Source organism: Cyclonatronum proteinivorum (assembly GCF_003353065.1).
Classification (GTDB): domain Bacteria; phylum Bacteroidota; class Rhodothermia; order Balneolales; family Cyclonatronaceae; genus Cyclonatronum; species Cyclonatronum proteinivorum.
In genome coordinates this window covers 286,006-304,876 of record NZ_CP027806.1, presented here as the reverse complement: position 1 = coordinate 304,876, position 18,871 = coordinate 286,006, and the positions used below count along the sequence as shown (strand labels likewise).

Annotated in this window: 7 protein-coding genes; 4 read left to right on the top strand and 3 right to left on the bottom strand. The window is 50.1% G+C overall.

What is annotated here, in order from left to right; all coding sequences use genetic code 11:
• Positions 1-121: 121 nt before the first annotated feature.
• Entirely contained in the window at positions 122-2,593 is a 2,472-nt protein-coding gene (locus tag CYPRO_RS01090) for a T9SS type A sorting domain-containing protein (protein WP_114982750.1), read from the bottom strand.
• Positions 2,594-2,786: 193 nt separating this feature from the next.
• The gene (locus CYPRO_RS01085) at positions 2,787-9,611 is read right to left on the bottom strand and encodes a T9SS-dependent choice-of-anchor J family protein (RefSeq protein WP_114982749.1); all 6,825 of its coding nucleotides are present in this window, start codon (positions 9,609-9,611) and stop codon (positions 2,787-2,789) included.
• Between the two features lie 1,355 nt (positions 9,612-10,966).
• Here CYPRO_RS01085 and CYPRO_RS01080 point away from each other — a divergent pair.
• Positions 10,967-13,363 carry an endonuclease MutS2 gene (locus CYPRO_RS01080; protein WP_114982748.1) on the top strand — a complete coding sequence of 799 codons (2,397 nt, stop codon included), beginning with the start codon at positions 10,967-10,969 and terminating at the stop codon, positions 13,361-13,363.
• A 47-nt stretch (positions 13,364-13,410) separates the two neighbouring features.
• Here the strand turns inward: CYPRO_RS01080 and CYPRO_RS01075 are convergent, their stop codons facing one another.
• Complete coding sequence (locus CYPRO_RS01075) at positions 13,411-13,773, bottom strand: MmcQ/YjbR family DNA-binding protein (protein WP_114982747.1); 363 nt, start codon at positions 13,771-13,773, stop codon at positions 13,411-13,413.
• Between the two features lie 228 nt (positions 13,774-14,001).
• On the opposite strand from CYPRO_RS01075, the gene secG reads away from it, so the two are divergent.
• The 3 genes from secG (at position 14,002) to dapA (ending at position 18,866) form a co-directional block, all read left to right on the top strand.
• A complete protein-coding gene (gene secG / locus CYPRO_RS01070; RefSeq protein WP_114982746.1) occupies positions 14,002-14,388 on the top strand; it encodes a preprotein translocase subunit SecG in 387 nt (128 codons plus the stop codon).
• Between the two features lie 590 nt (positions 14,389-14,978).
• Entirely contained in the window at positions 14,979-17,798 is a 2,820-nt protein-coding gene (ppc, locus tag CYPRO_RS01065) for a phosphoenolpyruvate carboxylase (protein ID WP_114982745.1), read from the top strand.
• Positions 17,799-17,966: 168 nt separating this feature from the next.
• Positions 17,967-18,866 (top strand): 4-hydroxy-tetrahydrodipicolinate synthase, encoded by a 900-nt coding sequence (dapA, locus tag CYPRO_RS01060; RefSeq protein WP_114982744.1) that lies wholly within the window; start codon positions 17,967-17,969, stop codon positions 18,864-18,866.
• The last annotated feature ends 5 nt before the right edge of the window (positions 18,867-18,871 follow it).

Here is an 18,871-nt window from a genome sequence, read left to right as displayed (position 1 = left end):
AATGCGCAAATAAAAAGGCTCAGAAGATTACCTGTTCGCTCATAGCGGGGCATGCCTTCTGAGCCTGTATTTCAGCTCTTTGAATAAATAAAAAACAATGGTTAAGTGCTACATGCGGGGATTATTTTACAAGCATCATTTTGATAACCCTGGTTTCAGGGCCGCTGCTCAGTCTCGCAAGATACAGTCCGCTTGAAAGCGCGCTTCCATCGAAACGGACCTGATGCGCACCTGCCTGAAGCGTGCTGTTCACGAGCGTTGCAACCCGCTGTCCCTGCAGGTTATACACGGACAGGCTGACATCACCGGTTTCGGGTATACTGAACCGAATATTCGTTGCCGGGTTAAAGGGGTTAGGGTAGTTTTGCTGCAATGCAAACGTCAACGGCATTTCGGTCTGCGGCAGACTTGTGGCACGCATCAGCGGTGTAAATGCTCCGGTTTCTGCATTAAGAAGTCCCAGCTGCGGATTTTCCGCGAAACCGTTGGCTATGAAGAAGAAATTGCCTGGAATTTCATTCATGATAAGATCGAATAACGCAATTAATTCACCGCTTTCAGCCCCGGCCAATTCGACCGTTTCCGCGCTGAAATCCAGAGGAAGAACGAACACAAAATCCCCGTCTTCGGCAAAAGCAGCTGTCCCCAGATTGTAATCGTTGGGCTGGGTAGAGAAGTTTATCGCAGGTGCATTGATAATGCTGTTCAGTATTCTGTACTCTGCGAGATAGTCTGCAACCGGAATCATATTTCTTGGGAATATGACAGAACGGAATCCTGTATCAATGCCATCCGGGTTAGGGCTGAAGGCATCCGGGTCGCCCACGCCTACAAAAGCGATGGTGGCCATGTTATCCATTTCTCCGAGTTCAAAGGTTTCTTCGAAGACAACTTCTTGGCCGATTCTTAGCTCGACAGGCAGCTCGAAGCCGGAGAAGCTGAAGGGTGTAAACGCGGTGGCGCTTTCGTAGCTGAGGGTTTCTTCGACGAGTTCACCATCCACAAAAAGGGAGACGGTTTCAAGGGCAGGGTCCGGGGAGAAATGGGCAAACTGCAGGTTGTAGAAAACAGGTGCCGTTGTGAAGTCGGTAGTCCAGGTTTGCTCCTCGCCGTGTGGGGTGCTGAGGGTGAAGCTGACCGGCACAGTAAAGTCTAAGGCCTGACCGGCTTCCGGTGCCCCGCTTACGCCAAGCTGCACCGATACACTTGGTATCAGGTTACTGAGGTTTGTACCTGCCGGCAATACGGCTGAAACAACAGCTGTCTCCGGGTCAATTTCAGCAACAACATCTTCACTAAGTTCCAGGTTGTCGGCAGCGAGAAAACCTAAGGATTCAAATACGGGGTTCAGTTCCAGAACGGGCTCGAAGGTGACGAGCCCAAAATCCGGATTGTCGGGCTGATGGGCGATTACGCTCTCTGCGAAAGCTGCGCTGTTATCGCCCCAATAGTTACCGATGGCAGTCAGGTCCATCATGGTATTGTTGAAGAGGGCGTGGGTTTCGCCGGAGTTGCCGTTGTCAAAAAAGATATTACCGCCCGGATCTTCGGCGGTACCGAAATCGGGCTGCGGCGCCTGGGTGGCCTCCGTGCTGCCAACCTGCAGGGTAACACCCCACAGGTTGCCGGAAATGATGTTGCGGCGCACGCGCGAAGTGTTGGTCGGTTCCGTAGCCAGGAAGTTCAGCCCGCTGCCGCCCAGCATGGGGTTGTTCTGTATGTTGTTATCGGTGATGATGTTGTCCTCAATCACCGTGGAGATGTTATTCCCGATTTGGGTAATGCCAAAACGGTTATTGATGATCACGTTGTTGCGGATGGAAGCAACCGTGACACCCGCCGGAAAAAGGTTGCTCAGGCCAATACCTCCGGAATTATCATTAAACCCTTCGATGATGTTGTTTTCAATACGGAGGGTATCACCCGCCACACCAGGCCCGAGGTTGATTTGGGGTCGGTTGGAATTATCGGTTACATTCCGCAAAAAGCGGCTGTTGGTGATTTGCGGAGCACCGCTCACCGTGGCACCGGATCCAATGGCCGAGCGCACATTATCAATAAAATCGCAGCGGTTGATGACCGGACTTGAACCGCTGTAGGTAATGGCATTTGACACCCCGCTAAAGCCATTGTTGCGCATAACGCAGTCTTCGAATTCAGCTGGCGTGCCCAGTAGCTGAATGCCGCCGCCGTATTTTACGATCGTATTACGGAATACCGCCTCCGTGGCATCTTCAAAACGAAATCCTCTGAAATTGGTGGCCGTACTGCTGGTGTCAGAAGCGGTAAATGTAACGGTATCAAACGCAGGCTCAGCTCTGAAGCCGCCCTGAACAACTATGCGTACACCTTCAGTAACACGTACCCGCGCAGGCGTCAGTATTTCAAGCCGGTCTGTTTCAGCTATGGTAAGTTCCGCATTTATGAGGAACCCGTCTCCGTCCTCAGTAACAACGCCGCCGGAGAGTTCAACCAAATCCGACAAGGTGAGGGTGAGGTTATCATTCGGGCTGGTGTATTGCGCTTTTGCAGAAAAGGGCAAATTAAAAGAAAAGGCAAGCAATAAGATAAAACAGGGTAGAGCTTTGTACATGCGCTTGTAATAAAGATGAGCTTTGACGAGTGATCTGAATCGGCCGGAAATGGCAGAGCCGCCCCTAAATTACAAAAATAAAGCCCGGCTTCTGAAAAGAAACCGGGCTTAAATGTTTATTAGTACCGGCAGGATTCCGGGAAGCTCAGAAAGCTTCCCGGAAGAATCTGGTCGGTATAATGCCTGGCGTGAATTACTTCACGAGCATCATTTTTTGCGTTTGTACGAAGCTGCCTGCCTGCAGACGGTACAGATACATACCGGATGCGAGTCTGGAAGCATCGAAGGTTACGGTGTGGTAACCCGCTGTTTGCTGACCGCTAACCAGAACCGCAACGCGCTGACCCTGCAGGTTGAATACTTCGAGTCTTACCTCAGAAGCTTCAGGCAGTGCATACACGATGTTGGTAGTCGGGTTGAACGGGTTCGGATAGTTCTGGTTGAGCGCAAACTCAACAGGGGTTTCCATATCAGGTCCGAGGCTTGTTGGCGGCAGGTTGTTGAAGAATACAACAGGCAGTACCTGATCTTCACCAATCAGCACGAGCTGACGGTTATTGCTTCCGCCTTCACCTACAGAATCCTCTTCCCAACCACCGTTAGGCAGTTCGCGACCGTCGCCGGCGAGGATGTAGTACTTGTACTCATGCACCGTGCCGGCTTCGCCGAAGACTTCGGTTTCGAAGACAAATACCATTTCACCGTCGTCAATCATTTCATCACCTGAGATGACAGACCAGTCGTTGAAGCTTCCGCGAACATATACTTCATCACCCAGTGCAGGATCGAAGTTACCCAGCTGAGCCTGAGCGGTCATATCAACCTGGAAGGTCACGAACTCGGAGAATACTTCTTCTTCGATTACTTCGAAGGTTACCGGAATTACACCTGATGGTGTTGCGGGTGAAGTAGTGCTTACTACGATTTCTGCGCTGTATGCACCAGCTTCGAGCTCAGAAGTGATTGCAGAAGTAACAACTTCTACAGTTTCACCCGGCGCTACGGTACCGGTATTCGGTTCGAAAACGAAGAGGCCATCACCACTTTCACCTACCACGTTAAGTACGAGGTGTGCATCGGGGAAGCCAATGGCAGAGTAAGGTGTTGGCTCAGGAATACCACAGGTATCGGAAGCAATGTACGACGGTGAGGTTTCACCTTCGCTGTTCGCACCCGGGAACATGTCTGAAGTAGTAGAATCATCAACGAAAACTTCCACTACAAGGGTAGAACCTGCAGGTACTTCCGCTTCGACCGGTATGGTAACAACACTAAGGTCATTGGCAGAGCTTACAGAACCTGCACCTGATCCCAGTAAGGTCATGTTCGCGAACACGAAATCACCTTCAAGCAGATAAATGCGTGCTTCAAGCGGAAGTGCAGGACCAGTTGCCGTTTCTACACCGAACTGAACTGCGGTAACATTAAATCCACCGTCAATATCGAAGTCAGTAAGGGTATAGGTACGCATGAAGCTATTTTCCGCGGTTGTTCCGCCACCACCGCAACGAACGCCTGTTACAGGAGCAACTTCCTGAGAGAGCGAGTGTGTGAGGATAACTTCATCGTTAAACACACTGCGGTTCATGAGGGACACAGCGTCATCGGAAGCGGCACCACGTGAGCGCATTGCAGCAGGAGGAGCTGTCTGGAACTCGTACTCAGCAGAGATACCACGACCCATTGGCTGCTCACCGAGTACCACTTCGGTCACGCTGCCAACTGGTGCAATAGTACGGTTTTCACCTGTGAAACCACCAGATACGCTGTAGTCGAAGGATGAAGCGCCACTGTTGCTAATGGTGAAGGTAAACATTCCGTCTTCGCCTTCATTTACATCAAAGCTGATGCTCTCAGGATCGAGAACCAGTATACCTGCATCCGCACCAGCACCACTAAGGGCAACGGTTGCTTCACCAGCATTACTTTCGAAGGTTAAGGTTGCGGAATCATCACCGGCTGCTGCAGGTGCATAGGTTACAGTTACTTCAGCGCTTTCGCCTACTGCGAGGTCAAATGCTGAAGTTGTAACCACAAATGCGTCGTTATCTGTTGCAAAACCGGTTACAGAAAGTACATCTGTACCAGCATTGCTTACCGTGACCGTAGCTGAAGCTTCTTCACCGACTACTACCGTGCCAAAATCGATTGATTCCGGATCTACAGCAATAACGGCTTCACCTGTTACGGTAAGTGTGGCAGGTATGCCTACTTCCGGGTTGGCAGGATCATTGGTTAAAGCATTCAGTATGCCTGAATACACACCGCCGATCAGATCTGCGGCATCAAGAGTCAGGGTAATAACCTCAGAGCTGTTTGGTGCAACTGTACCAACGGCCGGGGATACTTCAGTTATGAATTCGGCACCAGCACTTACACCAATCAGTTCCACGGAACCGGTCCAGGAGCTTGGGCCGCCCGGAGTCCATCCGTGTCCGATAGAAACAAAGACACCTGACATATCCAAAGGAGCCGGAGGAGCAATAGGCGTTGTTACAGCTGTACCGGGAGTACCAGATGAACCCTCTCCCCATGCTACGCGGGTACCAGCAGGTCCGTAATTTGTCAGACCACCAGCCTGAAATACAACGGTTGCAGGATCAAGCACAACACCCGTTTCCAGGGGTTCGGTAGTAAAGAGTACAGCAAAATCATTTGCCCATGTACCACCTTCGGCAGCATTGATTACGAAGTCCGGGTTAACGGAAGTAAGCTCACCGCTCAGCCCGTCTGCAACGGTAATAAAGTTACCGCCTGCAAGAACCAGCTCTTCGAACTCGATAAGGAAACCATCGCTATCGAGATCAGCGTCCTGATTTTGCTGCGCAGCAGCTGCTCTGAGCGGAGCTTCCATGGTAATACCCGCTTCGTGCATAAGCAGACGCTGCAGGTTGGCATTCATCTGCTCTTCGGTATTTTCGAATGCAGATCTTACCTGTACCATCATACGCTGACGCACAGCATCAAAACGGCTGTCAGTACCATCGAGAATGCGCTCCATCACGTAATCAGGGAAAGCAAACTCAAGTTCACCATTTCCATCATTGATGATGGTCAGCTCGAAAGTATCTGAAGTATTGGCAACGAGTTCAGCTTCGATAGCTTCAGGATCGAATGCAACACTTGAACCAAATACACCTGTACCGGAAACCGGAATGGACTTAACGCCCGCAGGATCACTGCTTTCTACAGAAAGCTCGCCATCAAATTCACCGGATTCTTCAGGAGAGAAGGTAACGGTGAAAGTTCTTGTAGCACCTGGTGAAACGATTTCTACATCCACAAAATCAATGCTAAACGCATCGTTATCGAGGGTAGCATCGAAGATCACCAGATTAGAAGTACCAGCATTCGTAAAGGTTACAATTTGCTCAGCAAAGAAGCCTTCAGCAACTTCACCAAATGCAAGTTCACCCGGGGTAATCAACAGAGAAGGTCCGGTTGTTCCCGGGATAAGCGCTGTTGTACCTTCCTCAAGTGCTACAAGCAATCCAAAAGCTTCGCCCTGATCGGCGTTCAGGAAGCCTGAAGCAAGGATTCCGGCAGAAAGACCACCCAATTCCGTAACATCTGCAATAAATGCAGCAACTGGAGAGGTGGAACCAGCTGGTCTCACTTCAATTACATATACACCCGGATCTACACTAAAGTAGCCGGAACCAGTACCATAAGGCACACCTTCGAGGATGTTGGTACCCAGCTCGCGTACAAAAATATCTACCTCAGGCGCATCGGTAGCACCGTGGAAGACATAGAAATCGAAGGTATCACCGCCACCGGTTGCCTGGCGGTCGGTCAGTACAACAAGTTCAGCACCGATATCAAGTCCGTCCGGATTTGGATCGAAGGCGTCAGGATCAGCAACACCCTGTGCGATAACAGCATAGGCTTCATCTGTATCTGGCGTAACGGTAAGAGACAGAAGCGCATCTGTTTCGCCCGGTGCCATGATCTCGAGCGTAAGCTCAACATTGGCGGGTACAGTCAGGTACTCGGTTGCGCCACGGAACGGGAAGTCCGTTGCAAACAAGTCGCCGTTCACATATACATCAACCAATGCAAGCGCAGGATCGGCTGCATTATGGATAACCTGTACTTGCGCAAAGGTGTCATCATTTACATCAACCGTCACCGGAACAGTGATCAGACCATTCTCAGGGTCGTTGGTTGTGATAAGCAGGTTGTAAGCATAAGAGCCCACAAGCAGGCCTTGTGTATTGGCAGTTACGTTCACCATTGCAGAAGCACCGGCTGTGACGTTGCCACTTGTCGGGTCAACTACAAGCGGCTCGGGATCTTCACCACCATTATCGTCTGGCTGAACTACGCGTACTTCATCGATGCCGATAAAGTCAGAGTTGTTACCTGCGGGTCCACCATCAGTAACGAAATAGCGGAAGCCAAAACGCCCTGTTGCAGCTGCATCAAGACCTTCAACCACTGCAACATATTCTGTCCACTCATCCGGGTATCCACCAACTTCAAGGTCCGGATTGATAGAAAGCATCAGCGTGCTGAAATCAGGTGCATCTGTGCTGCCGCCGTCAGTACTGAGTCGTACTTCAAGGCGATCCGGGAAGGCACCCCCTGTTGAACGGGTGTAGAAACGGAGTTCTGTGCCATTGACGAGCGTAACTTCAGGCGTCATCAACCAGGTGTTGATGGTGTTAGAGCCAGTAGTGCTGTTGAAGTTTGCACCGATGTAATGATCAGGCTCACCACTGAAAGACGGGAAGACAGCTGAATTTCCCTGGAACCATGTTGTGGTACCAACCGGCTCACTCAGGTTTTGAAGTGACCAGCCGTCTGCGGGCAGGGTCTCGATATCTGCAAAGCTTTCGCTGAACTCATCAATGGCCATCAGATCAGCATTGTGAGGAACGACGGCATCAATGGTACCGGCCGGCGTTGCAACACCGGAAGCGCGGTCAGCACCCTGTACGGTGGCAAAGTTGGTACGGACACCACTTGAGTAGTTTCGGGCAGCTGCGTTTTCAACCACTATCGAGAACTCAAGATCATCTGCACCCATGTCAGCGAGGTTCAATACTTCAAGTACTGAGGAAGCTGATTCGCCAAGCTGTATATCGAATTCAATTGAATCAGGATCAACTCCGGCAATAGGATTAGTGGGTACAACCGGTTCATCAAGAAAACCGGTGATAGAAAAAGCAAGACCTGCAAGTACGGGGTTTACTTCTGTAAGATCAGTCCACTCAGGGAATACCCCGCCAAATGCAGTACCTGGTGTTATAATCTGTGCATTCTCGAGTTGTACAGGCTCGCCAGCAAACCAGTTCCAGCGGGAATTTGAAACAACTCCAGCCTGGGTTGTATGGAAGGCCAGCCAGTATGTACCAGCCGGCAGCTCAAGCTCTTCGCCAGTCTGAAATACATTAAGCGTGATCGTACCATTAGAAAAAACGAGAGCTTCATCATCCGCATCTGCAATGTAAGACCAAACAGCTGCTTCAGGTGAGGTTTCCGGGTTGCCGGCAGATGAACCGTCAGCATCAGGGAAGATATACCAGCCTGTGCTCAGGATTCCGGAAGGTGTAAAGCCCTCACTATAAAACCCTTCAACTGAAAGCACCGTAATTTCGGAAGCGGCATCAAAAGAAAAATCATCTGCGCTGAAAGCACCACTATCAAGCTCATTGAAGAAACCTGAAACAATACCATTTGTTCCGGCAATGGTCTGCGCCCAAATGATTTCACCTGGTGCTGGTTCCGGGTCTGGGTCTGGTTCTTCCCCTTCAAACACAAACTCGATCGTACCGCCCCAAGTGCCTATTGCCGAAGCATTCTCCCAGCCGTGGCCAAAAAATACATTGAGACCATCTACCTGCAGTGGTTCTGCAAGTTCAATTGGCTCTGTAATTGGATTTGATTGTGTACCGCCAATCCAGTCAACGCTTGTTGCGGCACCAAAGTCGGTTAATCCGCCACCAACCTGCAGAATAACCTCGCCTGTTTCCAAATCACCATCTACAAATAGCAGGGTAAAATCATTGGTCCAGGTGCCCCCAATCATATCTATAGCAATAATGTCAGGGTTAAAACCAAACAATTCACCCGTGAAGGCTTCATCCAGGAATTCAAATTCTAAGCTTGCAAAAGGTACTTCCGGAATTTCGAAAACGAAATTCTCCGGTTCACCAGCCGCTTCACCTTCTTTATGAAGTACGACAGAAACATCACTCCATTCCATATCCGCGGCGGCTGCACTGTTCCAGCCGTTAACGAAAGTAATGGTCCATGTGCCGGCATCCATGGTTCCGCCTTCGCCGAACACCTCATCGCCTGTATGGGTGCTGGTGTAGGTACCATCACTTGATGAACCAGAACCTTGGAAATCCCAATTATTTTCGACACCAGAAAAACCACCAACTGAAAAAGATTCGCCGGAAGGGCTTTCGATTACCATTTGAGTATCAGAAGCCCAGGTGCTGTTACCTGAAACCCCCTCAACGGTACCAGTAAAAGTAAAGCCCACTACCATACCGGAAGTGTCAACACCGCCTTCAACTTCGAAAACAACGGGGCTGCCACCATTTGCTTCACTAACTAACGTGAAAGTCTCAAACTCATAACCTTCATCCAACTCAGGATCAAATTCCAGCAAACCCGGATGTTGTACCCTGTTTGCTGTTTGAGCCGCCCGGAAGGCTTGATATTCATCTAAAATTTGCTGCGCTGCAAAATCTGGATTTACCAGTTCGCGTCGCTCTGTAGCAAGAATCACTTCAAGGGAAGCAACATCAAAGGCGTTAAAAACGCCTGGAGCAATACTTCCGAGGAAGTTAATTTCGGCCTCCGAAAAGCGATTCATAATCGCCTGTCTGTCTGCCGTCTGTATACCGGCACTGTTGATGATAGCCGTATTTCTTTCCTGTTGTGCTGTCAGGCTCACTCCGGATGACTGCGCTGAAACCGCAATCGGGAACAAGCTCATCACCAGGAAAAGAAATGCGAATACACCCGCACTGCCTTTCATACTGTAGTGAAAGTTATTCATAGGTATTCGTGATTTTTAAAGGATAGATTGACCTTGTGTAGCTCTTTTACCCCTGCCGTGTATACTTTATTTACATACTAATAAACAAGTACTTACAGGCTTTTTTTGGCGTGATCAACCAGCTTTCACACGCCAAAGAGGGCAGACTTAATATAAGTTTATAGTTGTAAATGCAAAATGAGTTTTTTTTTTTTTCACTTCGGCAACAGAATTGTGACCAACAAAAATATAGTGCTTAACCGTTGTTTATTTTTAACTTAGTAGATAAAAATAAGTACTTAGTAAGCTATACTTTTCCTTCAGATTTACAATTTTGCTATATCCTAAGATTTCTGGTCTATCAGTGATTTCTGGTCTTTTTTCCCGGCTCAACCAAACTGTGCAGCACATGACTCTTTTGGTGACAGACGATATGGCTTTACGTACTCCTTACAGACTTAGCCTGCTGAGCTCAGCCACTTAACTTATTACAGGTATTCAATATTAATCCCCCTCTTTTGAAAGCCTATTATGCAAATACCATGACTGGGAATAGTCCGGATGTCAGCTAACAGATATAATCAGATTTGAAAACCGCGCTACCGTTCCTTCTACACCTTGTATTTATTAAATGTAATACTACATGTCCTTTCCCTATTTACAATTTTATTGAGCTCTTACAGTCACTGGTACTGACAGGTAAGGCTGTAATACGTTTCACTTCTACTATTCACAATACAGCTTCAATCCTTATCTAACTGAATTAGCCGGCCCTATCCTAACCCGCATTATTCACCAAGAAATTTTCTTGCTGGCAAGGCGAAGCTGAAAGCTCAGCGGAGGGGTACCTAAGTACCCTGAGCATGAGTTTTCAGCTTCAACGCCGCCAGCGGGGAAATTTCGCTTCGCGGGAATCGCTGCGCTCGGTGCGCAGCCTTTACACCACACCCAAATTTGGGCTACAAGTGTTTTTCGTTAAGCCCAATTTAAACTATTATTTAGCAAATTAATCCTGTTTAATTGTGAATAATGCGGGCTAACCAAGTGTCATCACTCAAATACGGAGTGTATGCCTAAAGCTGTCAAAACAATCCGCTAAGGGTATGTTTTAAATGAAAGTCATTTTAAATGTAATGCGATATGCTTCAGGTAACTTTTTATCTTCACGTTGTCAGCCTTTAAATACAGGCTGAATGGCGGAATTTCTTCATAAAATACCTCATGTAGTCTTATGCGCGGGTATTTCTCAGCTTTTAATAAAAGGTCATAATCGTATACCATCTGAACCGTACAGCTCTGTTATCTGTTTTTAGCCCGTATTCTGAAAAGCTGAATTTTCCTTCCTTATCTCCTCATACAGCAATCCAATTTTTTTGATGAAAGTTTTCCCTCCGTCCACATCTGATAAACTTGGCTTTACCGCTATAACAGAAGCTACATCCGTCTTCATCAGATCTGAGATGGGGCAGGAGGAGTTACAAAGTCTGAAGCCCGTTTCAGCTGCCCGGATCGTAAGTCATAAACTGTCTTTGCTGTGTGAATTGATGGATGCGCTTCAGTATGAGAACGAGGTTCCCTTCGAACACCCGCACGATATCCGGGAGTTTGCCAAAAGATCCCGGGTAAAACGCGCCATACTCAACCCTGAACAGCTTTATCAGATCCGTCAGTTTTGTGTATCTGCGCGCCTGCTCAAAAACTACCTTCGTTCCAAATCAGAAACCCATCCGCTGCTGAGTCAGCTTTCACAGGAAATCATCCCGCTAAAAGAACTCGAAAAGAAAATCAGCGAGGTTGTAAGCGAACACGGTAGTGTAAAAGACAGTGCATCAGCTGCGCTCCGGCAAATTCGGAAAAGCCTTGGGAGTCGCAGAAATGAACTGCGCTCTGCCATCAACCGGATAATCAGACAGATGAGTAAGGATGGCTACCTTGCTGAGTTTGAAGCTACCATCCGAAACGGGCGTATGGTGCTGCCGGTACGTGCGGAGCACAAGCGCAGAATCAGCGGCTTTGTTCAGGATGTATCCGCTACCGGTCAAACGGTATATCTCGAGCCTACCGAAACCCTTCATATTAACAATGATATACGCGAACTCGAGCAGCAGGAGCGGGCAGAGATTGAGCGTATTCTGATGGCGCTTACAGCTGAAATAGGGGGAGATCATGAACACTTGCTGAGCAATGCCGGATGCATAGGGCGGTTCGACCTGCTACTGGCTATTGCCCGTTTTTCCCTCTCACTGGGCTGTACAATTCCCGAAATAGGGGAATCGCGGCAGCTTTCTCTGGAAAATGCCCGGAACCCGGTTCTCATGCTTCGCAACCGGCGCATGCCAAAAGAAGAGCGGGAAGAAATCGTACCCCTCAACATTAAGCTTGAAACCCAGGAAAAAGGCGTGATTATCACCGGACCCAATGCCGGAGGTAAATCTGTGAGCCTTAAAACGGTCGCCCTGCTTTCGATGATGGCGCAATCCGGTTTCGCCATTCCGGCAGATGACACCTCAAGCCTACCGCTTTTTACCGGACTTTGGCTTGATATGGGTGATGAACAGTCGATCGATAACGATCTGAGTACGTTCTCGAGCCGCCTGGCCTGGATGCGGGAAACGCTGAAAGGTGCCGATGCCGGCAGCCTGATTTTAGTTGATGAAGCCGGCACCGGAACAGATCCCGAAGAAGGCGTAGCTTTGTTTCAGGCGTTTCTGGAAATTTTGCATGCGCGTGGCTGCACCATTCTTGCAACCACGCATCACGGTAACCTTAAGGTTTTTGCGCACAACTACCCTGGTTTTGTAAATGCTTCAATGGAGTTTGACCGCAACCGGCTCACCCCAACCTACCGCTTCCGGAAGGGCGTACCGGGCAGCAGCTACGCTTTTGAAATGAGTGAGCGGCTCGGCCTTTCACCCAATCTTCTCAGCCGGGCACGTGAACTCGTAGGGGAATCCAAAAACAAGCTTGAATCCCTGATCACCGAGATGGAAGAAAAAGCGCAGGAGGCCGGCGAAATCCGCTCCAAAACACTGCGTGAACAGGTTAAGGCAGAAAAGCTCATTCGGAATTACGAACAACGCCTGAAAACCCTCACCGCCGAACGGGACAAACTCCGCGAAAAAGCCCTGCTCGATGCCCGCGACATCATGCAGTCAGCCAATGCGCGCATTGAAGAAGCGATTCAAAAAGTTTATGAGGCCGGCACCGACAAAGAAAAAATCAAGGAAATCCGCGCGGAGGTCGGGAAGCACCGGCAGGAGGTGGAAAAAGACCTGCAGCAGACAAGTAACCGAAGAAAAGGCAAAGAAACCGAAGATCAGACGCCGCCCCAACCGGGCGACCCCGTGCGCCTTACGGATAGCAATGCCACCGGTGAACTGATCGAAGTTAACGGCAAGCAGGCCGTGGTGGATGTAAACGGACTTCGTCTTAAAACGAAGTACAAAAACCTGGTCAAAACAAAAAAACCGAAGCCTCAGAAACGGGAACCTGTTTTCAGCACTGCCGATGACGACTTCAACCCCATCCCGGTACCCCCGAGCCTTGATATACGCGGATACAGAGGAGAGGAGGCCGGCAAAGAGCTGATGCATTACCTCGACCGGGTGAGCGCCTCAAGCCTGCGGCGTGCTGAGATTATTCATGGGAAGGGCGACGGCATCCTCAAAAAAATCGTGCATGAACAGCTTTCAAAACGGGGCGACGTCCGCAAGTTCGATTTCGCGCCCTGGGAGCAGGGAGGCCCCGGCTGCACGATTGTAGAATTTGCCTGACCGGAAAAGCGGCATAATGGCCGATTGTGCCTGCTTCCTAAAACTGCTCAGGCGCTGTTTCCGGCTGCGAGCGCTTTCTTGAGCTTCGCCGGAAGCGATGCATACACAAGTGCATAGCTATCCCGTACCCATTTCGTCAAAAGCTCCTGGGGTAAGGCCGGGACAATCATGATGCTGTTCCAGTGCTTTTTATTCATGTGATAGCCGGGCTGTACGAACGGGTACGTTTCCCGCAGCTCAATGGCTTCCTCCGGATCACACTTCACAATCACGCTGTCGAAGGTATCGACATCCGTGATGGCAAAGATCTTTCCGCCCACTTTAAACACGAGTGCTTTTTCATCAAACGGAAAGGACTCATCCGTAAATGGCAGGGCGAGGCAAAATTCGCGGAAGCTTGCAAAATCCATTAATCCAGGTCTAATTGGTTATATTTAAAAGAATACCTGCACAGCGTTCTATATGTGAAGCAGGTCACCAATAAAGTTGAACCTTTGTCTTGGGCTGACTTGCTCTGTATCCCAATATATCATTACAAACCGGTTAAAATTACCTAATAATATGTTGTTGATACAGATAATGCTTATCCTTATTTTTCCAAGCTACACTTCAACTTCACCCGTTGTTCCATACTGATTATGCTCTATTCTATTACAATCGTTCTGATTGCTATCATCTGTGTTGTTCTTATCATTGTTATCCTGCTTCAAAGCGGACAGGGTGGCGGACTTTCCGGCGGCATGGCCGGTAATGTTGGTGGTGGTGCCGGTAACATGGTAGGTGCACGCCGAACAGCCGATTTCCTTTCAAAGTCGACCTCCGTTTTGGGTGGAACTTTCCTCGTTCTTTGCCTTTTGGCCAACTTTCTCATTGATAAAGATCCGCAGGAAGGCAGCGTAATTCAGCGTAGCTCTGGCTTCGAACAGCCGGCTCCGCCCAATCTGCAGCTTCCGCAGGACGACGCTACTACACTACCCGCGCCAGCACCTGCACCGGCTGAGCAAAACGGTGGCAGTGACGAATAACTTCGGCACATCATTTTAAAAAGCCTTCATTCTTTGGGATGAAGGCTTTTTTTATACCTTTTGATGAAGCATGCTTTTCCTGGCCACAGCATTCATCAAAGTCTTTTAGCCCGCATTATTCACAATTAAACAGTATTTATTGGTTAAGTATATGTTTAAATTTGGCTTAGTGAAAAAAAAAAGGTAGCCAAAATTTGGGTGTGGTGTAAAGACTGCGTACCGAGCGAAGCGATTCCCGCGCAGCGAAATTTCCCCGCTGGCGGCGTTGAAGCTGAAAACTCATGCTCAGGGTTCTTAGGTACCTTTCCGCTGAGTTTTCAGCTTCGCCTTGCCAGCAAGAAAATTTCTTGGTGAATAATGCGGGTTAGGCATACACCGCTGTACCCCGAAGACTGCAGGATAGACGCACTGGCTGTTAAAATCCTTATATTCATCGGCTTAATTACGGATTATTACCCGGAACTGAACTATTTATTCCGATATTAAGCTTGCTTGTCCGAAAAGCAGGCATTCCGCATTTTCCTGTGCAATGCTTTGAATCATGCGGATTTATCTGTTTCAATGATTTTTTTATTATTTCTAAAACTGCTATGAGAACTACCCGGAAAGGCATACAAGTAAACGCCGAAGGCGAAGGCATTTCAACCTCACTCAGCAGGCAGGTTAACCTGCTCGGCTCCTTAATCGGGGAGGCCGTTCGTGATCAGGCCGGCAAAGAGATGTTTGATATTGTGGACGGGCTGCGAAGCAAATGCAAAACGGCCTACATCGATAATAATCCGGCGCTCCGCGAAGATACGCGGCAGACCATCAACGGTCTTGCGCTTGAGCGCATCGACTGGCTGCTGCGGGCCTACACCGCTTTTTTCCACATGGTAAACAAGGCGGAGCAGCAAGAAATCATCCGCATTAACCGGCAGCGCGAATTAAAGGCTGATGCCGGCAAAACCCGGGCGGAATCTATTTCGCAGGCTGTTGCTATGCTGAAAGCATCCGGACTCACGTATGAGCAGGTCGTCGAAGTGCTTCAGAAAATGGACATTCAGCCGACCCTCACGGCGCACCCGACCGAGGCCCGCCGCCGTTCGGTGCTGCGCATCCAAAACCGGATCTCGAAAGCGCTCGGGCGGCTCGGTTCGCGCACCCTTACTCCCGCAGAAGAAGAGCAGGAAATCGACGAGATGTACCGGCAGATCAAGCTGCTGCTCAACACCGACGATGTGAGAAGCACGCGGCTCACCGTCTATGATGAAATCAAAAACGGACTCTTCTTTTTCACCAACGCCATCTGGAAGACCATCCCGCTGATTTACCGCGATATGCGGCAGGCCCTGCTCACGCACTACGGCAAAGCACCCGAAATGTCGGTCTTCATCCGCTACCGCTCCTGGATCGGCGGCGACCGCGACGGCAATCCGTTCGTGACCCCCGAAGTAAGCCGCTTCACCCTGCAGGCGCACCGCAATGCCGTCGTTGAGCTTTACCTCGAAGCGCTCAAAGAGCTCCGCAGCGAACTCAGCATTTCAACCCGGCAGATTTCGGTACCTGAAAAGCTGCTCGATGCTGTTGCGGCTGACCGTAAAGTAGTAACCCTGAGTGAAGAAGTGGAAAGCGTTCACAAATACGAGCCGTACCGCATCCGCATCAGTCAGATTATGGCCAAACTGCAGATGAGTTTCCCGCCTGACGACAAAGGGCTGCTTCGCCCAACGAAGGCGACTGACGAAGCTTTCGTGTACACTTTCGATGCCTTTTTGGGAGATTTGGAGTTTATCCGGGAATGTCTGCGGGAACAGCATTTTCCGGAGCTGGCCGAGAACGGCTCCATCGCAACGCTCATCATGCAGGTACGCACCTTCGGGCTCTCGCTGGCTTCGCTTGATGTGCGGCAGCACAGCTCGGTTTTCGAGCACACCATCAACGAGCTTTTCGCGCAGGCGGGCGTCACGGCCAATTACGCGCGACTCGGTGAGGAAGAGCGCATTGCCCTGCTCAGCGAGGAGCTGAAAAATCCGCGTCCGCTGGTACCTTTCAGCACTCAGCTCAGCGACAAAACACAGGACACCATCGACATCTTCCACACCATCCGCAAAACGACGCGGGTCGATCCGCAGGCCATCGGCAGTATCATCATCAGCATGACGCATCAGGTGAGCGATATGCTTGAAGTGCTGATTCTGGCTAAAGAGTGTGGACTTTGGCAGCTCGAAGGCAACAAGGTGAACAGCCGCATTGATGTTGTGCCGCTTTTTGAAACGGTGGAAGACCTCGAGAACAGTGACAAACTTATGGCACGGCTGTACGAAAATCCGGTTTACCGGCTGCATCTGGAAGCCCGTAACCGTTTTCAGGAAATCATGCTGGGCTACAGCGACAGCAACAAAGACGGGGGCTACTGGATGGCCAACTGGTCACTGCACCTCGCGCAGGAAAAGCTGGCACGGGTGTGCCGTAATTATGACATCGACTTCCGCCTTTTCCACGGCCGGGGCGGTTCGGTAGGGCGCGGGGGCGGACGCGCCAATCAGGGCATGCTGGCACTGCCACCAGTTTGTCACAGCGGGCGCATTCGCTTCACCGAACAGGGTGAAGTGATCTCTTTCCGCTATGCGCATACGCATGTTGCGCACCGGCACATTGAACAGATCGTTAACGCTACGCTTCGGGCTACGGCTTCCGGGCTGGGTTACCACAAGGAATCGGTCGAGCCCGAAAACGGCGGCTTTTCAGCCATCATGGATGAAATTGCCGATACTTCGATGAAGGCCTATCATGGTCTGATTCATCATGAAGATTTCTGGCCGTGGTACACGCAGGTGACCCCCATCGAGCATATTTCACGCCTGCCAATTGCTTCACGTCCTGTTTCCCGTAAAACCGGCAGCGAAGTAGATTTCGGCAGTCTCAGGGCCATTCCCTGGGTTTTTGCATGGACCCAAATCCGGCACAACATCCCCGGCTGGTTCGGGGTCGGAACAGCGCTGCATCATCAGACAGAGACCGAAGGAAGGCTCGAAAAGCTGCAGCAAATGTACCGCGAGTGGCCCTTCTTCAAGGTAGTGCTCGATAATGCGCAGCGCGAAATGGCCCGGGCCAATTTCGCCATTGCCCCGTATTACACCGGCCTGAGCGAAATCAGCACGATTCCGGAAATGATTCAGAAGGAATTCAGTCTTGCGAGAACAGCCATTCTGCAAATCACCGGTCAGCAAGAACTGCTGGATAACAACCCGGTTATTCAGAAATCCATCCGCCTGCGGAACCCTTATACCGATGTCCTGAACCTTGTTCAGGCCGAGCTGATGACGCGTTGGCGTGCCAAGGATGATTCTGATGAAGGCAAACAACTCCGATACTTGCTGTTTACGAGCATAAACGGGGTTGCTGCCGCTATGCAGAGCACGGGTTAGGGCAGCGCACCAAAATCAGCTTCCGATATCATTCAAAAAAAGGGCGTGCATGTTCACGCCCTTTTACATGGCAGCGTGGGCGCCGAATGTTTAGGGTCGTTTTACTTTCGTATATTCAAAGCGGTTTTCAACCCGCACGTACATCGACCTCACTTTCAATTTCTCATTATGAGCGCTTCCCAACACGACCTTAGGCTTCAGGGGGTTTACACAGCCATTGTTACGCCTTTCACAGAAGATGGCAGTCTTGATCTTCACGCATTTGAAAAATTACTGGACTGGCAGCTTGAAGGGGGTGTTAGCGGCGTAGTGGTCTGCGGCACAACAGGGGAGAGCCCAACCGTTACCGAAACAGAATTTACGGCACTGCTTCAGCTTACGCATAAAAAGCTCAGGGGCAGAGCCGTGCTGATTGCCGGCACCGGTACCAACTGTACCGAAAAAACCATTGAACGCTCCAAGCTTGCCCGTGACAACGGGGCTCAGGTGCTGCTTATCGCTTCACCCTACTACAACAAGCCAACCCAAAACGGCCTGCTTGCCCATTATCACGCCATCGCCGATTCGGTTGATCTGCCCATTATCGTGTACAATGTACCGGGTCGCACGGCTGTGAACATTACCACCGATTCGCTGATTGTACTGGCCCGTCATCCCAACATCATTGCTGTGAAGGAAGCAAGCGGCGACATCAATCAGATTATGGATGTGATTGCACGGGTGCCACAACCCTTCACGGTACTTGCCGGCGATGATCCGATTACGCTGCCTGTTTTGGGCTGCGGGGGAAGAGGCACCATATCCGTGATTTCCAATGAAGCACCGGCCCTGATGGTAAAAATGGTGCAGGCTGCGCTGAACGGGGATTTTGAACAGGCCCGCACCCGTCATTACGAGCTGCTGCCCCTGATGAAAGCCAATTTCTGGGAAAGCAATCCTACCGTCGTCAAAGCCGCCCTTGCTGAAATGGGCCTGATCAAAAATGTACTCCGGCTGCCGCTTGTACCTATGAGCAACCGCCTGCGCACATCACTTATCGAAGAACTTCACAAACTCAAACTTGTCTGACATCC

What these genes read in the sequence shown, in the direction of transcription:
- CYPRO_RS01090 (WP_114982750.1), bottom strand. Translation starts at nt 2,593, where the DNA reads ATGTACAAAGCTCTACCCTGTTTTATCTTATTGCTTGCCTTTTCTTTT.
- CYPRO_RS01085 (WP_114982749.1), bottom strand. Translation starts at nt 9,611, where the DNA reads ATGAATAACTTTCACTACAGTATGAAAGGCAGTGCGGGTGTATTCGCA.
- CYPRO_RS01080 (WP_114982748.1), top strand. Translation starts at nt 10,967, where the DNA reads ATGAAAGTTTTCCCTCCGTCCACATCTGATAAACTTGGCTTTACCGCT.
- CYPRO_RS01075 (WP_114982747.1), bottom strand. Translation starts at nt 13,773, where the DNA reads ATGGATTTTGCAAGCTTCCGCGAATTTTGCCTCGCCCTGCCATTTACG.
- secG (WP_114982746.1), top strand. Translation starts at nt 14,002, where the DNA reads ATGCTCTATTCTATTACAATCGTTCTGATTGCTATCATCTGTGTTGTT.
- ppc (WP_114982745.1), top strand. Translation starts at nt 14,979, where the DNA reads ATGAGAACTACCCGGAAAGGCATACAAGTAAACGCCGAAGGCGAAGGC.
- dapA (WP_114982744.1), top strand. Translation starts at nt 17,967, where the DNA reads ATGAGCGCTTCCCAACACGACCTTAGGCTTCAGGGGGTTTACACAGCC.